The organism is Allobosea sp. FG18 (genome assembly GCF_057809495.1).
On the sequence record NZ_JBMDKB010000005.1, the window covers coordinates 99186 to 115050 of the forward strand.

A 15865-nucleotide genomic window follows, 5' to 3' on the forward strand; every position below is an offset into this window, starting at 1 on the left:
GACGGTTCCCGCGCACGCTTCGGAATGGTCACGATGAGCTTGTCTCAGAAAGCCGCCGATTCCGGCGCCCGCCCCTCTTCGGGCCTCGGCATGCGCCAGAAGCAGGTCCTCTGGGCCTGGTCCTTCCTGGCCGTGCCGGTGCTGTTCTATGCGGTGGTGCGCTTCTATCCGACGCTTGAAGCGTTCTGGATCGCGACCACTAACTGGAACCTGCTGACCAAGCCCTCCTTCATCGGGCTCGCCAATTTCAAGCGGCTGATGGCCGATCCCGTCTTCTGGCAGGTCTTCCGCAACACCGCGCTCTACCTGCTGCTGGGCACGCCGATCAGCCTGCTGCTCGCCTTCACCATCGCCTATCATCTCGACCGCGTGCGCTTCCTGCACGGCTTCATCCGGGCGCTGTATTTCCTGCCCTTCCTGACGACCGCGGCGGCGATGGCCTGGGTCTGGCGCTGGTTCTACCAGCCGGTGCCGATCGGCCTGTTCAACAACCTGCTCGCCGGCATCGGTATCGCCCAGCAGCCCTTCCTGCGCTCGACCACGCAATCGCTGCCGGCCGTGCTGGCACCCGCGATCTGGGCGGGGCTCGGCTTCCAGGTCGTGATCTTCATGGCCGGCCTGCGCGCGATCCCGACGACCTATTACGAGGCCGCCCGCATCGACGGCGTCTCGAACGGAACGATCCTGCGGCGCATCACCCTGCCGCTGCTCAAGCCGACAATCGTCTTCCTCGTCGTCTTCTCCTCGATCGGGTTCCTGCGCATCTTCGATCAGGTCTACAACATGACCAGCCAGACGAGCAGCGACCCCGGCGGGCCCCTCAACGCCACCAAGCCGCTCGTGCTGATGATCTATCAGACGGCCTTCTCCTCCTTCGACATGGGCTATGCCGCGGCCCAGACCGTCGTGCTCTTCCTCGTGCTGCTCGTGGTCTCGCTGCTGCAGCTTCGGCTGCTGAAAGACCGCTGATGAGCGCCGCCGCCTCCCCCTTGGCCCTGCGCATCGAGCCCGGCCGCCTCCTCACCTGGCTCCTGCTTTTCGGCGGCGGCCTGCTGATGGTGACGCCGCTCGCCTTCATGTTCGCGACCTCGCTGAAGGATTCCTCCGAGATCTACGATCTCGCCTTCTTCCCGGCCCATCCGACGCTCCAAAACTATGTCACCGTGCTCTCGGACGGCCGCTTCCTGCGCTGGTTCGCCAATTCCTTCGGCATCGCGGTCGCGGTCACGCTGTCGAACGTCTTCTTCGACAGCCTCGTCGGCTACACCCTCGCGAAGTTCCAGTTCCGCGGCCGCTATCTCGTCTTCATCGCCATCCTCTCGACGCTGATGATCCCGACCGAGATGCTGGTCATCCCCTGGTATGTCATGGCCAAGAACTTCGGCTGGCTCGACAGTTATTGGGGCATCATGTTCCCGGGCATGATGACGGCCTTCGGCACCTTCCTGATGAAGCAGTTCTTCGAGACCGTGCCGAACGACTTCCTCGAAGCCGCCCGCATCGACGGCCTCAACGAATTCGCGATCTTCTGGCGTATCGCCATGCCGCTGGTGACGCCCGCCCTCTCGGCGCTGGCGATCTTCACCTTCCTCAGCAACTGGACCGCCTTCATCTGGCCGCTGATCGTGACGACATCAAAGGAACTCTACACCTTGCCGGTCGGCCTCACGAGCTTTGCGGTGGAATCGCAGGTCCAGTGGGAGCTGATCATGACGGGTGCCGCGCTCGCGACCCTGCCGACGCTGACCGTCTTCCTGCTGCTCCAGCGCTATATCGTGCGCGGCGTGGTCCTCGCCGGTCTCAAGGGCTGATTGCCATGACGAAAACCGATCCACGGGCGAGCGACACGTCCGTCTTCCCCGATCCCGTCTACAAGGAAATGGTGCTGCGCCCGCTCTTCGACGGCGCGAAGACGCATCATGTCCAGAGCTTCCGCGCCATCGACCGAGCGCATCTCGTCATGCTGGCTGAGACCGGCATCCTGCCACGCGCCACGGCCGGCCGCATCGCCCGCGCGCTCGCCGACATCGACAACGAGATCGACCCAGCCGCGCTGAGCTATGATGGCACGGTCGAGGATTATTTCTTCCTGATCGAGGCCGAGTTGAAGAAGCGTCTCCCGGCCGACGATGCCGGGCGCCTCCATACCGGCCGCTCGCGCAACGATATCGACCACACCCTGTTCAAGCTCGCCCTCAAGCCGCGGCTCGACCATATGGCCGGCCTGCTACGCGCCCTGATCACCGCGACACTCGATCTCGCCGAGCGCGAGAAGGCGACGCTGATCGTCGCCTATACCCATGGCCAGCCGGCCCAGCCGACCACCTTCGGCCATTACCTCTCCGCCGCGATCGAAGTGATGCTGCGTGACCATGAGCGACTGGTGCAGGCGCGCGCCTTGCTCGATCTCTCGCCGATGGGCGCGGCCGCGATCACCACCTCGGGCTTCCCGCTCGATCGCGCCCGCGTCGCGCATCTGCTCGGCTTTTCGGCCCCGCTGCAGAACTCCTATGGCTGCATCGCCGCGATCGACTACCTGACCGCGACCTACAGCGCGGTCGAGCTCGTCTTCCTGCATCTCGGCCGCCTGATCCAGGATTTGCAGGTCTGGACCGCCTTCGAGGTCGGCCAGCTCTACGTGCCCAATGCTTTCGTGCAGATCTCCTCGATCATGCCGCAGAAGCGCAATCCCGTGCCGATCGAGCATCTGCGCCATCTGGCATCGCAGACCGTGGCGCGCGCCCGGATGGTCAGGGACATCGTCCACAACACGCCCTTCACCGACATGAACGATGCCGAGGGCGAAACCAACGAGGCCGGCTACCAGGCCTTCGCCACCGGCGAGCGCGTGCTCGGCCTCCTCGCCGTGCTGCTGCCGGCGCTACAGGTCGACGGGCGGCGCGTCGCCGAGAACATCCGCCGCTCCTGCATCACCATCACCGAGCTTGCCGACACGCTGGTCCGGTCGGAAGGCCTGTCCTTCCGCACCGCCCATGAGATCGCCGCCGATGTCGCGCGCGCCGTGGTCGCAGCCGATGGCGACCTGCCGCGCGACGGCTATGCCCCCTTCCGCAAGGCCTTCCGCGAGCATGCCGGCCGCGAGCCGGCGTTGACCGAAGCCGCCTTCGCCGAGGCCGTCTCGCCCGAACATTTCGTCGCGGTGCGCGAGCGCTTCGGCGGGCCGGGGCCGCAGGCGCTGGCCGCCGCCTTTGCGGGTTATCGCGGCGTGCTGGTGGCTGCCGGCCTCGCTGCGACTGCAACCGCCGCACGCGAGGCTTCCGCGCGCCATGAACTCGACGCCGCCTTCGCGGATCTGATGGGAGCAGCCTGATGGCGGGTATCGAGCTTCAGGGGCTGGTCAAGCGCTACGGCAAGACGCAGGTCGTTCACGGCATCGACCTTGCCATTGAGGACGGCGAATTCGTCGTCTTCGTCGGCCCGTCCGGCTGCGGCAAGTCGACCACCCTGCGCATGATCGCCGGTCTTGAGGAGATCGACGGCGGCACCATCACCATCGGCGAGCGGCCCGTGAACCGGCTGGAGCCGAAGGAGCGGAACATCGCCATGGTGTTCCAGAACTACGCGATCTACCCGCATATGAGCGTCGCCGAGAATATCGGCTTCGGCCTCTATACGGCCAAGCTCGACAAGGCCGAGAAGCGCCGCCGCATCGAGGAGACCGCGCGCATCCTTGGCCTCGAACCGCTGCTGGAGCGCAAGCCCTCGGCATTGTCGGGCGGCCAGCGCCAGCGCGTCGCCATCGGCCGCGCCATGGTGCGCGACCCCTCGGCCTTCCTCTTCGACGAGCCGCTCTCCAATCTCGACGCCCAGTTGCGTGCGCAGATGCGCCTGGAGATCAAGCGCCTGCACCAGCGGCTCGGCCGCACCATCGTCTTCGTCACCCATGATCAGGTCGAGGCGATGACGCTGGCCGACCGGATCGTGGTGATGCGCGACGGCCGAATCCTCCAGGTCGGCGCGCCGATGGAGCTCTACGAGAAACCGGCCGATGTCTTCACCGCCCGCTTCATCGGCTCGCCGACGATGAACATCCTGCCGGCCAGGACGACCACCGCCGATGGCAAGCCGAAGCTGGAGTTGGCCGGCAACGCCATCGCTCTGCCGTCCCGCCCCACGCCGCTCCCCGCCGAGGTGCTGGTCGGCGTCCGCCCGCAGGAACTGCGCGTGCTCGCGGCCGGTGAAACCGCCGATCTCGTGCTCACCGGCAAGGTCGCGGTGGTGGAGCCGCTGGGGTCCGAGACCTTCGTCCATGTCGAGCATGGCGACGGCCTTATCCTCGCCTCTGCCTCGGCCAAGGCGCCGCCGGTCGTTGGCCACGAAGTCCGGCTCGGCGCCGGCATCGATTCCTTGCGCCTGTTCGACGCGGCAACCGAGCGCGCCCTATGAGCGTCGGCCGCGACCTCGTCCTCAGCATCGGCCGGCTCTACTGCGACATCGTCTTCCGGGGGCTCGACGCAATGCCGCGTCTCGGCGAGGAGCGTTTCGCCGAGACGGTGGCGATCGTGCCGGGCGGTGGCGGCTTCATCACGGCCGCCCATCTCGCCGCGCTCGGAACACGCGCGGGCCTGCTCGCCCGCCTCGGCACGGACCCGCTCTCCGGCACGCTGGCGCCCGCGCTGACGGAAAGCGGCGTCGACCTCCGCTGGCTCGAACGCACGCCAGAGGCAGGCCCGCAGCCGACCGTTGTGATGGTGCAGGACGGCGAGCGTGCCTTCCTGTCCCGGCGCGCCGGCAGCGCCCGCCCGGCGACGCTGGACGTAGCCCTCGCAGACCCGGCCGCACGCCATCTCCACATCGCCGAATTCGCGACGCTCGCCGAAATCCCCGACCTGATCGACCGGGCGAAGCATGCCGGCCTCACCGTCTCGCTCGATCCGAGCTGGGACGATGACTGGATCCGCCGGCCCGACCTGATCGCGCGCGCCGCCGGCGCCGATATCTTCCTGCCCAACGCGGCCGAGGCGCGCGTGATCACCGCTTGCGATGACCTCGACAAGGCCGGCCGCCGCCTTGCCCAGTATTTCCCGATCGTCGTCATCAAGGACGGCGGCAACGGCGCGCGACTGTTCCAGCGCGACGACGCCATCACCCTGCCCGCGCCCGAGGGTGGACCGGTTCTCGACACGACGGGAGCAGGCGACGCCTTCAATGCCGGTTTCCTCGTTGCCTGGCTCGCCGAGGCCTCCCGCGAACAGGCCTTGGCGGAGGGCATCGCCTGCGGCACGCTGTCAGTGCGTTCGGTTGGCGGAGCCGGGATGCGGCTCGACCGTGCCGATGTCGATGCCATGAGCCAGAACCTGCTGCACAGCGATGACCGGATCGATGCCTGAAGCCCTTCTCACCCGCGAGGCGGCCGAAGCGGCCGAGGTCGCTGCCCGCCAGATTTCGACCAATGCCGACGCCATGGCGCAGCTGGGCGAACAGCTCCGGCGGCGCAAACCCGCCTTCATCGCAACCTGTGCGCGGGGCTCCTCCGATCACGCCATGACCTATGGCAAATACCTGCTGGAGCGCACGCTCGGCTTGCCCGTCGCCTCGCTCGGCCCCAGCCTCGCCTCGGTCTATGGCGAGGAGCTCGATCTCTCGGGTGCCGTCTTCATCGCCGCCTCGCAATCCGGCCGCAGCCCGGACGCGCTGCAACTCACCGAGACCGCCAAGCGTGGCGGCGCGCTCACGGTCGGCCTGATCAACGATATGGAATCGCCGCTCGCGGCATTGGTCGATGTCGCCCTGCCGCTTGCCGCCGGCTCGGAGACCAGCGTCGCCGCGACCAAGAGCTTCCTCGCCACCGGCATCGCGCTGCTCCATCTCGCCGCCGCCTGGAGCTGCGAGCGCGACCTTGCGGACACGCTGGTGAGATCCCCCGAGCTGCTCCGTCAGGCCGGACTCTGCGACTGGTCACCCTTCTTCCGGCGCCTCGAGAACGCGACGAGCCTCTATGTCATCGGCCGTGGGCTCGGGCTCGGCATCGCCCAAGAGATGGCGCTGAAATTCAAGGAAACCTGCCGCATCCATGCCGAAGCCTTCAGCGCCGCCGAGGTGCTGCATGGCCCGCTGGCGCTGGTCGGACCGGGCTTCCCGGCACTGGTCCTCGACCCCACGGACGAAGGCAGCGAGAGCACGCTTTCGATCGCCCGCACCTTCGCCGGGCTGGGCGCCGATATCGCCTATGCCGGCTCCGATGTCGTGCCGGGCATCGCCCTGCCCGTACCGGCAGAGAGCCCGGCCGCGCTGATGCCGCTGCTGCAGGCGCGCGCCTTCTACGGCGGCATCGCCGCGCTCGCGGCCGCGCGCGGGCTCGACCCCGACCGCCCGCCGCATCTGCGCAAGGTCACGCAGACGCTCTAAAACGCCGCGCCGCTCTCCCGTCCGAAGCAGAGCGCGCCCGGGGCCTGCATGACTTCCGCTGGGCATCCGCGGGCGCTAGGTTTCGTCCGGATCCGCCGCCCGGAAGGAATGCCCCCGATGTACCAGGGCCTTGATCCGAATATCGACGTCCGCCTGCTGCGGGCGACCTATCTCCTGCTGAAGGAGAAGAATGTCTCGCGGGTGGCGGCCCTGCTCGGCCACAGCCAGCCGGCGGTCAGCCTCAGCCTCAAGCGGGCGCGCGCCGTGTTCAGCGACCCGCTCCTCGTCCGCTCCGGCCAGCGCTGGGTCACGACCGAGCGCGGACGTGAGATCCAGGCTCTGCTCGAAGCCGTCCTCGGGCAGCTCACCGAGGCCACGGAAGCGGGCCGCGATTTCGATCCCGCGACCGCGGAATTGCGGCTGCGCGTCGCCACCATGAACAGCTTCGGCGCCTTCCTGATCCCGGCGGTGGTCGCGAGCATGCGCCGCGAAGCGCCCGGCATCTGCGTCGACTTCTACGCTCCGACCGAACGCACCGATCTCGCCGGCGAACTCGGCGAGCGGACCGACCTCGTGATCGGCAGCTGGCTCGCCCCGCCCGGCAATCTGCGTTCCAGCACGCTGCTCCATTGCGGCATCGCCTGCGTGATGCGGAAGGACCATCCGCTCGCCGGCCTGTCCCGGATCGATCTCGACGAATACATGAAACACGACCACGTCTCGCCGACACCGATCGCCAATGCGGCGTATAGCCCGATCGACGCGCCGCTGGCGCGACTGGGCCTGCGCCGGCGCGTCGGCGTCACCGTGCCCGAATACGCCCAGATCCCGCAGTTGCTGCGCCGGACCGATCTCGTCTTCAGCACCGCCAAGCCCTATGCCGACTATATCGCCGAGACGGCCGGCTTCGGCGAACTGACGGTCGTGCCCGCACCGCGCGAATTCGGTGAGATGCAGCTCTACATGCAGTGGCACGAACGCGCCCATGCCAGCCGGCCGAACCAGTGGCTGCGCAACCTGATCCGCCAGGAGGCGAAGCGCTTCGACCACGCGCTGAACGACCTCGCTCACGAGGCACCGCGCCGCGAAGCGATGCCAGCAGAATAAGCGTGGCGATATACCGATCATAATCCGCCATAAGCTTCCTGTTGTGCCGGCTACGCTCCATAGTGCCGTCGATCTGGGTATCCAGGCGGCCACGGACAGGGCGGGACCATGCCGAGCCAACTGCTGATCGAAACCGGCCGGGGCGAGGCAGGGCGATGACGGCCGATCCCGGCTATCTCACCCTCGACTCCCTCAGCGCGAGCTATGGCGGCGCGCTCGCAGTCGACCGGCTCTCGCTGGAGATCGGCAAAGGCGAATTGCTCTCCCTCCTTGGGCCCTCCGGCTGCGGCAAATCGACGACGCTGCGCATGATCGCCGGTTTCGTGCCGACGACAGGCGGCCGCGTGCTGCTCGCCGGGCGCGACATTACCCATCGCAAGCCCTACCAGCGCAATATCGGCGTGGTCTTCCAATCCTACGCGTTGTTCCCGCACCTGACAGTGCTCGACAATATCGGCTTCGGCCTGCGCATGCGCCGCCTGCCGAAGCAGGTCTGGCGCGAACGGGCGCGGGCCGCGATGGAGACGGTGGGGCTTGGCGGCTATGCCGAGCGCTATCCGTCCCAGCTCTCGGGCGGCCAGCAGCAGCGTGTCGCGCTCGCCCGTGCCCTCGTGGTCGAGCCCGAGGTGCTGCTGCTCGACGAGCCCCTTTCCAATCTCGACGCCAATCTGCGTGCCGACATGCGCAACGAGATCCGCTCGCTGCAACAGCGCCTGGGCATCACCACCATCTTCGTCACCCATGACCAGCAGGAGGCGCTGGCCATGTCGGACCGCGTCGCGGTGATGGAGAAGGGCGTCATCCGCGAGCTCGGCACGCCGCGCCAGCTCTGCGACGCGCCGACCTCGGAATTCTCCGCCAGCTTCCTCGGCGCCCGGACGGTGATCGCGGGAAGCACGAAAAACGGCCTGTTCCATGCGCCGGGGCTGACCTGCGAGCTTGCGCCGAACGGCGTCGGGCGGCTCGTCCTGCGGGCCTCGCGCCTGCGCCTCTCGGACAAGCCGCAGGGACCCTTGCGCGTCTCCGGCACGATCGCGTCGGTCGCCTATCTCGGCGAGAGCTTCGAGGTCGACCTCGCGAGCGAGGCCGGCACAATCCGCCTGATCCTGCCTTCCGATATCCCGCCCCCACCCGTGGGTGCTCCCGGCAGCGTCATCGCGCTGCCCGGCGGCGCCACCTTCATCTGACAGGAGTGCCAGCCGTGACGCCTTCCCGCAGGACCTTCAACAAGCTGGTGCTCGGCGCCGGCCTCACTGCCCCCGTGCATTTCATCACGCCGGTCCGCGCCCAGCCCAAGAAGGGCGACGAACTCGTCGTCGGCATCTGGGGCGGCGCGCAGGAGCGCATCGTGCGCGAGCATGTCGAGAAGCCGCTGGTCGAGAAATACGGCTGCAAGGTCAGCTATGTCCTCGGCAACACGCTGGAGCGCCGCGCCCGTGCCTATGCCGAGCGCGGCCGGCCGAGCTTCGACGTCATCTATCTCAACATCTATGAGAGCCGCGAGGCGCTGCAGGCCAAGGTCACGCAGGCGCCGAGCAAGGCGGTGCCGCAATACGAGCATCTCTACGAGCCCGCCAAGATCGGCGGCTACGGCGTCGCCTTCAACCCCTGCACCATCGTCTATGACGGCCGCAAGGCGAAGAAGCCGGTGACCTCCTGGAAGGACATCTGGAACGACGAGTGGAAGGGCCGCGTGAGCTGGCCCGAAGGTCTCGGCACCGAAGGCATCGCCGCGCTGATGATGACGGCACGCACCTTCGGCGGCACCGAGAAGGATTTCGACATGGTGATCCAGAAGGTGAAGCAGCTGAAGCCCTTCGCCGCGATCCATTCGAGCCAGGTCCAGCTCTACGACATGTTCGACCAGGGCATCTGCGACATCGGCGTGGAGTTCGCCTCCTTCACCCGCAAATACGCGGAGACCAAGAACCCTAACATCGTCATCGCCGACCCCGTCGAGGGTCAGGCCATCTCGATGAATGTCGGCTGCATCACCGAAGGCACCCGCAACCAGGTCCTGGCCGAGGAGTGGATCAACCTCCACCTGTCCGAGCCCTGCATGCTCGCCTTCGCCCGCGAGATCTACTACTCGCCGACCGTGCGCAACATCACCATTCCCGACGATCTCAAGGGCAAGGTGCTGGCCGGCGACGACATCGCCAAGATGGTCGATTTCGACTGGGCCTATATCAACGCCAACCGCGCGGCCTGGCAGCGCAAGATCGACCGCGAGATCGCCGGATGACCGGCGGGAAAGGACCGGCGCTCTCCGCGCCGGTTACGCTCTGGTTGCTGCTCGCCTTCGCCGCCCCGCTGGCGGTGGTGATCCTGCTCTCGCTCCAGGCGGGCGGCGACCCGTTCGCGTCGCTGATCCAGCCGCTGTCGCTCGCCCAATTCGCCGAGATCGCCGGGGACGGCTTCTATTTCCAGGTCCTCAACGAAACCATCCTGATCGGCCTCGCCACCACGGCGATCTCGGCCCTGCTCGGCTATCCCCTCGCCTATTGGCTGGCGCGGATGCCCGTGCAGTGGCGTGCGCTCGCCTTCGCGGTGATCCTGATCCCGCTTCTGACCAATGTCGTGGTGCGCTCGCTCGGCGTCATGCTGTTGCTCTCGCCGGACGGTCTGATCAACAGCGCGCTCCGGCTCGTCGGCCTGCCCACCGCCAACCGCATGCTCTTCACCCATGGCGCGGTCGTCGTCGGGCTGGCGCAGGTCTTCATGCCCTTCATGGTGATCGCGCTTTACGACACCATGCAAAGCACCTCGCCGCGCGTCCACGAAGCCGCCGAGAGCCTGGGCGCCGGCCCGGCCGTGCGCTTCCTCACGGTCGACCTGCCGCTCTCCCTGCCCGGCCTGCGCTCCGGCACCGTCATCGTCTTCCTGATGTCGACCACGGCCTATGTCTCGGCGACATTGCTCGGCGGCAAGAAGGTCATGACCATCGGGATGCTGGTGATGCAGGAGGCGGTCGCCAATCTCAACGCCCCGCTCGCCTCGGCGCTGGCGATTGTCGTCACCCTGGCTGGCCTGATCTTCGCCGGGCTCTGCACCTGGGGGCTGAACCGGGCGATGCCCTGGCGCGCCGGCAAGCCGGGCGAGCCACTCTCCCTGCCCGGCTGGTTCGTTGCGCTGGCCGAGGCCGTCGGCCCCACCCTGTCGCGCCTGCTGCTGGCGGCGAGCATCGGCCTTTTGCTGCTACCGCTCGGCCTCGTCGTCATCCAGAGCGTCAACGACGTGCCTCTGGCGACCGCGGCCGGCTTCCGCGGCTTCACCTGGAAATGGTACGAGCAGGTCCTGTTCGGCGGCTCCTACACCGCCTCCTTCCTCGTCTCGTTGCAGCTCGCCGTGGTCTCGGTGCTGATAGCGCTGGCATTGGCAACGCCCGCCGCCTTCGCGCTCGCCCGCTATCCCTTCGCGGGGCGGAGCGCCTTGCTCGCCTTCTGGCTGCTGCCGCTGTCCCTGCCGCAGATCGTCATCGGCGTCGGCATGCTCAAGCTGCTGCAGATCTATGTCGCGATCCCCGCCTTCCTCGGCCTCGTCGGCATCCATGTCGTCGTCATCCTGCCCTTCGTCATCGCCCTGCTGACCACGTCGGTGCAGGCGCTCGACCGGGCGCAGGAGGAGGCGGCGGACAGCCTCGGCGCCGGCCCGATCCGCCGCTTCCTGCTGGTCACGCTGCCGGCGCTGGCGCCCGGCCTGTTCGCGGCCGGCGTCATCGGCTTCCTGATGAGCTTCGGCGAGGTCACCGTCACCAGCTTCCTGACCACGGCGCGCATGACCACGCTACCGGTCCGAATCTATTCGGAAGCGACCACGCTCGAACCCACCGCCCATGCCATCTCGGCCCTGCTGATCGTCGCGACAGTCCTGACGCTCTGGCTGGTCGGGCGCGTGGTGCGGCTCGACAAGCTCTATGCCCGCTGAGGAGAGAACCGTGAAACGCTACTGGTCCGACTATACCAGCGAGGCCTTCTCGCGGCTCGACCACGGCAAGCTGATCGCCGTGCTGCCCGTCGGCGCCACCGAGCAGCACGGCCCGCATCTGCCGCTCTCGGTCGATGCGGCCGTTGTCGGCGGTGTCGTCGAGCGCCTCGCCCGCAAGCTGCCGGAGGAAAGCCCCGTGCTGTTCCTGCCGCGCCAGTCGATCGGCAAGAGCAACGAGCATGCGCGCTATCCGGGCACGCTGACCCATTCGGCCGCTACGCTGATCGCGATGTGGTGCGAGATCGGCGCCTGCGTCGCCGCATCGGGCGTGCGCAAGATGGTGCTGCTCAACAGCCATGGCGGCAATATCAGCACGATGGACATCGTCGCGCGCGAATTGCGCGTTCGGCACGACATGCTGGTCTTCAGCGTGAGCTGGTTCGGCCTCGGCATGCCCGAGGGGCTCTACTCCGACCATGAACTGCGCCACGGCATCCATGCCGGCGACATGGAAACTTCCGTCATGCTGGCGCTGGACGCACCCAACGTCGTCATGGACAAGGCGCGGGATTTCCACCCGGCCAACGCGGATTGGCAAGACCGGTTCCGCCATATCGCACTCGGCGGCGGCGCCAAGCCCGGCTGGCAGGCGCAGGATCTCAACGCCGCCGGCGCCTGCGGCGATGCCACCCTCGCGACCGCCGCGAAGGGCGAGGCGACACTGGACTTCGCCGTCGACCGGCTGGCCGAGCTCTTCGCCGAGATCGAACGTTTCCCGCTCGCCTCGCTCAATACCCGGCCTGCATGGTAACAAGCCGCCCGATATGCCTCCGGATCACCAGCTCATGAAACAGCCGCTCACGCCCGCTTCGCTCGCCCCGCCCTTCGGGCAGTATTCCCATGGCATGAAGGCGGCCGCGCAGGGCGTTCTCGTCACCTCCGGCCAGCTCGGCGTGGCGCCGGACGGCAGCGTTCCCGACGATGCCGGCGAGCAGGCCCGCATCTGCTTCGAGAGCATCGCCGCGATCCTGCGCGAGGGCGGCCTGTCGCTGGCGAATGTCGTGCGCCTCAACGCCTTCGTCACCGACCGAAAGCATATGCCGGCCTATATGAAGGCGCGCGACGAGGCCCTCGCCGACTGCTCGGTCAAGCCGGCCTCGACGCTGGTCATCGTCTCCGGGTTCAGCCGGCCGGAATTCGTGGTCGAGGTCGAGGCGACGGCCGTCTACTGAGCCGGCCGCGCTTTCAGAAGCCTTCGACAAAAGCGCGGGTCATCCCGGACGCAGCGAAGCGGAGATCCGGGATCCATGCCTGAACGCTGATTGGCAAGGTTCCGGAATGGGTCCCGGGTCAAGCCCGGGACGACCGCGTGGTTTCGAGATAAACCACCACGTTTCCGGGTCTCCGTATGCTCAGTGAGCGCCCGCCTTGACGAAATTGGCGAGTTCCGGCGTCTGCGGATTGGCGAAGAGCTCCTTCGACGGCCCGCTCTCCCAGATCAGGCCCTGATGCATGAAGACGGTGGTGTCCGCCACGGTGCGCGCGAAATTCATCTCGTGCGTCACCAGCAGCATGGTCATGCCGCCCTTGGCGAGCTTCTCCATCACCAGCAGAACCTCGCCGGTCAATTCCGGGTCGAGCGCCGATGTGACCTCGTCGAACAGCATCACCTTGGGCTGCATCGCCAGCGAACGGGCGATCGCGACGCGCTGCTGCTGGCCGCCCGAAAGATTGTCGGGATAGCTGTCGAACTTGTCGGAGAGGCCGACCTGCGCCAGCACCTCCTTGGCCAGTGCCTGAGCCTGCGCCTGCGGCACGTTCTTGGTGATGCGCGGCGAGAGCATGATGTTCTGCCCCACCGTCAGATGCGGGAACAGGTTGTAGCTCTGGAAGACGATGCCGACATCCTTGCGCAATTCGCGCAGCTTCTTCGGGTCCTGGGTCATGTCGTGGCCGGCGACCACGATCTTGCCGGACTGGAAGGTCTCGAGCCCGTTGATACAGCGCAGGAGCGTCGACTTGCCCGAGCCGGAGCGGCCGATGATCGCGACGACCTGGCCCGCATCGACGCTGAGCGAGACGCCTTTCAGCACCTCGAGCCGGCCGTAGCTCTTGTGGATGTCTTCAATGAGAACGGCTGGCATTCATCACCTTTTCGAGATGGCGGCTGAGCCGGGACAGCGGGAAGCAGATCGCGAAATAGATCACCGCGACCAGCGAGAAGACCTGGAAGGCCTGGAAGGTCGCGTTGTTGACGAGCTGCCCGGCACGCGAGAGCTCGACGAAGCCAACGACCGAGACGATCGAGGTGTTCTTCACGAGCTGGACGAGGAAGCCGACCGTCGGCGGCAGCGAGATGCGGATCGCCTGCGGCAGAATGACATAGCGGTAGGTCTGCGCCGGCGAATGCGCGAGCGAGGCCGAGGCCTCCCATTGCTGGTAGGGCACGGATTCGATCGAGCCGCGCCAGATCTCGGCGAGATAGGCCGAGACATAGACCGCGAGCGAGGCCGAGGCCGCGAAGAAAGGCGGCAATTCGATGCCGATGATCGACAGCCCGTAATAGCTCATGAACAGCACCATGAGCACCGGGATCGACTGGATCACCAGGATGTAGCCAGCGGCAAAGTTGCGGGCCAGTTTGATCCGCGAGAGGCGCATGATCGCGAAGGCGCCGCCGATCAGGCTGCCGATGGCGAAGGAGATCGCGGTCAGCAGCAGCGTCCAGCCGGCCGCACGGAAGATGAACATGGCCTCTGGCCAACCGAAGGTCTGCATCAGGCGGCCTCCGCCTTGGCGTCGAGGCGGGACAGGCCCGAGACCTGCGGGAAGAGCTTGCGGCCCAGCCAGAGCAGGAAGACCTTCAGCGACAGCGCCATCACCAGATAGACCACGGTGACGATGATATAGGTCTCGAACGAGCGGAAGGTGCGTTGCTCGACGATCGCCGCCGCGCCGGACAGTTCCTGCACCGAGATGAAGGAACAGATGCTGGAGGCCAGCATCATCAGCACGAACTGGCTCGACAAGGCTGGCCAGACGCGGGCGAAGGCGGGCTGCAGCACGACATACTGGAAGACCTGGCGCCGCGTCATCGCCAGCGACACGCCGGCCTCGAACTGCGACTTGTGGATCGATTCCACGCCGGCGCGGATGATCTCGGTCGAGTAGGCGCCGAGATTCAGCGTCATGGTCAGCAGCGCCGCCTCGACGCCGGACATCCGGATACCCAGGAGCGGCAGGCCGAAGAAGATCATGAAGAGCTGGATCAGGAAGGGCGTGTTGCGCATCAGCTCGACATAGGCGTCGACGACGATGCCGGCCCAGCGCCCGGCCAGGGTCCGCAGCGCCACGAGCAGGACCGCAAGCGTGCAGCCGAGCACGATGGCGCTGGCCGAAAGCACGATCGTCAGCCAGATCCCCTTCAGGATCAGGTCGGATTCGGCGAGGACGGGATCGAACTGCAAGGAGACTTCCTCCTCAGGTCAGGCACGCGCAGGGCCCTGGGCAGCCGCCGGACAGAGCCGGCGGCCGGATTGAGACCGCCGGCACGGAGCGAGGACGCCCGTGCCGGCCGGACGCGTCGGATCAGAACGTGGGGAGCTGCGGCAGCGGCCCACCGACCCACTTCTCGGAGACGGCGTTCAATTCGCCGTTCTGCTTGATGTAGTAGATCACGTTGTTCAGCCACTGCTTCAGCTCGTAGGCGTCCTTGCGGACGGTCATCGAGTTCGGCTGCATGCCGAAGAAGAACTTGACCTCGGTCTCGGTCTCGCCGCGTGCCTTGATGGCGGCGTTGGCCTGGGCGTCGGGGCCGGCGATGGCCTCGACCTGGCCGGAGAAGAGCGCCTGCATCGTGGTCGAATCGTCCTCGAAGCGCAGGATGGTGAGGTTCAGCTCCTTCTCGCGGTTGACGAATTCGCGCTCGACGCTGGAGCCGCGATTGACGCCGACCTTCTTGCCCTTGAGATCGGCCCAATCCTTGATGGCCGTGCCCTTCTTGGCATAGATGCCCATCTGGAAGGCGCTGTAGGGGATCGTGAACATCACGGCCTTGGCGCGTTCCGGGGTCGGCGCCAGCGTCGCGACCAGGAAGTCGACCTTGTTGGCTTCGAGCGCCGGAATGCGCGACGGCGGCGTCAGCTGCACGACCTCAACCGGCAGGCCGATATACTTGCCGACGAGCGCGGCGACGTCGGCGTCATAGCCGATGGCGTTGCCGGTCGAGTCGACCGAGCCATAAGGCGGAGCGCCGATCAGCACGCCGATGCGGACCTTCCCGCGCTTGGTGATGTCGGCCATCGTCTGGGCCGAGGCCTGGCTGGCGGCGAGCACGCCGGCGCCGAGTGCGAGGGCCAGGCCGGCAATCTTGAGATGCTTGAGCAAGTTCACGTGATGTCTCCTCTGCTGCGGCGACGCCGCTTGTCTTGGCCCGGCTTCTGTTGGCCGGTTGCGGAAGAAA

Annotated in this window: 16 protein-coding genes; 12 read left to right on the forward strand and 4 right to left on the reverse strand. The window is 67.0% G+C overall.

The features are described 5' to 3' along the window. Positions 1-24: 24 nt before the first annotated feature. The 12 genes from ACODTJ_RS07580 (at position 25) to ACODTJ_RS07635 (ending at position 12635) form a co-directional block, all read left to right on the forward strand. A complete protein-coding gene (locus tag ACODTJ_RS07580; RefSeq protein ID WP_454654818.1) occupies positions 25-969 on the forward strand; it encodes a carbohydrate ABC transporter permease in 945 nt (314 codons plus the stop codon). Continuing rightward, positions 969-1811, forward strand: a complete 843-nt coding sequence (locus ACODTJ_RS07585; protein WP_454654816.1) for a carbohydrate ABC transporter permease — start codon at positions 969-971, stop codon at positions 1809-1811. The genes ACODTJ_RS07580 and ACODTJ_RS07585 overlap by 1 nt, the downstream gene beginning before the upstream one ends. 5 nt (positions 1812-1816) lie before the next feature. Next, positions 1817-3331, forward strand: coding sequence for an argininosuccinate lyase (locus ACODTJ_RS07590; protein ID WP_454654815.1), 1515 nt, complete (start codon positions 1817-1819; stop codon positions 3329-3331). Next, positions 3331-4407, forward strand: a complete 1077-nt coding sequence (locus tag ACODTJ_RS07595) for an ABC transporter ATP-binding protein (protein WP_454654814.1) — start codon at positions 3331-3333, stop codon at positions 4405-4407. The genes ACODTJ_RS07590 and ACODTJ_RS07595 overlap by 1 nt, the downstream gene beginning before the upstream one ends. Then, complete coding sequence (locus tag ACODTJ_RS07600) at positions 4404-5351, forward strand: carbohydrate kinase family protein (protein WP_454654812.1); 948 nt, start codon at positions 4404-4406, stop codon at positions 5349-5351. The genes ACODTJ_RS07595 and ACODTJ_RS07600 overlap by 4 nt, the downstream gene beginning before the upstream one ends. Continuing rightward, positions 5344-6369, forward strand: coding sequence for an SIS domain-containing protein (locus tag ACODTJ_RS07605; protein WP_454654811.1), 1026 nt, complete (start codon positions 5344-5346; stop codon positions 6367-6369). The genes ACODTJ_RS07600 and ACODTJ_RS07605 overlap by 8 nt, the downstream gene beginning before the upstream one ends. A gap of 117 nt (positions 6370-6486) precedes the next feature. Beyond that, positions 6487-7476 (forward strand): LysR family transcriptional regulator, encoded by a 990-nt coding sequence (locus ACODTJ_RS07610; protein WP_454654810.1) that lies wholly within the window; start codon positions 6487-6489, stop codon positions 7474-7476. 155 nt (positions 7477-7631) lie between these two features. Further along, the gene (locus ACODTJ_RS07615; protein WP_454654808.1) at positions 7632-8663 is read left to right on the forward strand and encodes an ABC transporter ATP-binding protein; all 1032 of its coding nucleotides are present in this window, start codon (positions 7632-7634) and stop codon (positions 8661-8663) included. Positions 8664-8677: 14 nt separating this feature from the next. Beyond that, positions 8678-9721 (forward strand): ABC transporter substrate-binding protein, encoded by a 1044-nt coding sequence (locus ACODTJ_RS07620; protein ID WP_454654806.1) that lies wholly within the window; start codon positions 8678-8680, stop codon positions 9719-9721. Further along, positions 9718-11403: an ABC transporter permease subunit gene (locus ACODTJ_RS07625; protein ID WP_488848047.1), complete on the forward strand. Its 1686-nt coding sequence runs from the start codon at positions 9718-9720 to the stop codon at positions 11401-11403. Before ACODTJ_RS07620 ends, ACODTJ_RS07625 begins: the two co-directional genes overlap by 4 nt. A 10-nt stretch (positions 11404-11413) precedes the next feature. Next, complete coding sequence (locus tag ACODTJ_RS07630; protein ID WP_454654801.1) at positions 11414-12214, forward strand: creatininase family protein; 801 nt, start codon at positions 11414-11416, stop codon at positions 12212-12214. Between the two features lie 34 nt (positions 12215-12248). Further along, positions 12249-12635 carry a RidA family protein gene (locus ACODTJ_RS07635; RefSeq protein WP_454654799.1) on the forward strand — a complete coding sequence of 129 codons (387 nt, stop codon included), beginning with the start codon at positions 12249-12251 and terminating at the stop codon, positions 12633-12635. A gap of 180 nt (positions 12636-12815) precedes the next feature. Here the strand turns inward: ACODTJ_RS07635 and ACODTJ_RS07640 are convergent, their stop codons facing one another. The 4 genes from ACODTJ_RS07640 to ACODTJ_RS07655 all read right to left on the reverse strand — a co-directional run bounded on the left by ACODTJ_RS07640 (position 12816) and on the right by ACODTJ_RS07655 (position 15795). Beyond that, positions 12816-13547 (reverse strand): amino acid ABC transporter ATP-binding protein, encoded by a 732-nt coding sequence (locus tag ACODTJ_RS07640; protein ID WP_454654798.1) that lies wholly within the window; start codon positions 13545-13547, stop codon positions 12816-12818. Further along, positions 13528-14181 (reverse strand): amino acid ABC transporter permease, encoded by a 654-nt coding sequence (locus tag ACODTJ_RS07645; protein ID WP_454654796.1) that lies wholly within the window; start codon positions 14179-14181, stop codon positions 13528-13530. The genes ACODTJ_RS07640 and ACODTJ_RS07645 overlap by 20 nt, the downstream gene beginning before the upstream one ends. After that, positions 14181-14870: an amino acid ABC transporter permease gene (locus ACODTJ_RS07650; RefSeq protein ID WP_454654795.1), complete on the reverse strand. Its 690-nt coding sequence runs from the start codon at positions 14868-14870 to the stop codon at positions 14181-14183. The genes ACODTJ_RS07645 and ACODTJ_RS07650 overlap by 1 nt, the downstream gene beginning before the upstream one ends. A gap of 121 nt (positions 14871-14991) precedes the next feature. Beyond that, complete coding sequence (locus ACODTJ_RS07655; RefSeq protein WP_454654793.1) at positions 14992-15795, reverse strand: transporter substrate-binding domain-containing protein; 804 nt, start codon at positions 15793-15795, stop codon at positions 14992-14994. Between the last annotated feature and the right edge of the window lie 70 nt (positions 15796-15865).

Excerpts from the sequence above, each read along its gene's own strand:
- ACODTJ_RS07580 (WP_454654818.1), top strand. The coding sequence starts at position 25 with ATGGTCACGATGAGCTTGTCTCAGAAAGCCGCCGATTCCGGCGCCCGC.
- ACODTJ_RS07585 (WP_454654816.1), top strand. The coding sequence starts at position 969 with ATGAGCGCCGCCGCCTCCCCCTTGGCCCTGCGCATCGAGCCCGGCCGC.
- ACODTJ_RS07590 (WP_454654815.1), top strand. The coding sequence starts at position 1,817 with ATGACGAAAACCGATCCACGGGCGAGCGACACGTCCGTCTTCCCCGAT.
- ACODTJ_RS07595 (WP_454654814.1), top strand. The coding sequence starts at position 3,331 with ATGGCGGGTATCGAGCTTCAGGGGCTGGTCAAGCGCTACGGCAAGACG.
- ACODTJ_RS07600 (WP_454654812.1), top strand. The coding sequence starts at position 4,404 with ATGAGCGTCGGCCGCGACCTCGTCCTCAGCATCGGCCGGCTCTACTGC.
- ACODTJ_RS07605 (WP_454654811.1), top strand. The coding sequence starts at position 5,344 with ATGCCTGAAGCCCTTCTCACCCGCGAGGCGGCCGAAGCGGCCGAGGTC.
- ACODTJ_RS07610 (WP_454654810.1), top strand. The coding sequence starts at position 6,487 with ATGTACCAGGGCCTTGATCCGAATATCGACGTCCGCCTGCTGCGGGCG.
- ACODTJ_RS07615 (WP_454654808.1), top strand. The coding sequence starts at position 7,632 with ATGACGGCCGATCCCGGCTATCTCACCCTCGACTCCCTCAGCGCGAGC.
- ACODTJ_RS07625 (WP_488848047.1), top strand. The coding sequence starts at position 9,718 with ATGACCGGCGGGAAAGGACCGGCGCTCTCCGCGCCGGTTACGCTCTGG.
- ACODTJ_RS07635 (WP_454654799.1), top strand. The coding sequence starts at position 12,249 with ATGAAACAGCCGCTCACGCCCGCTTCGCTCGCCCCGCCCTTCGGGCAG.
- ACODTJ_RS07640 (WP_454654798.1), bottom strand. The coding sequence starts at position 13,547 with ATGCCAGCCGTTCTCATTGAAGACATCCACAAGAGCTACGGCCGGCTC.
- ACODTJ_RS07645 (WP_454654796.1), bottom strand. The coding sequence starts at position 14,181 with ATGCAGACCTTCGGTTGGCCAGAGGCCATGTTCATCTTCCGTGCGGCC.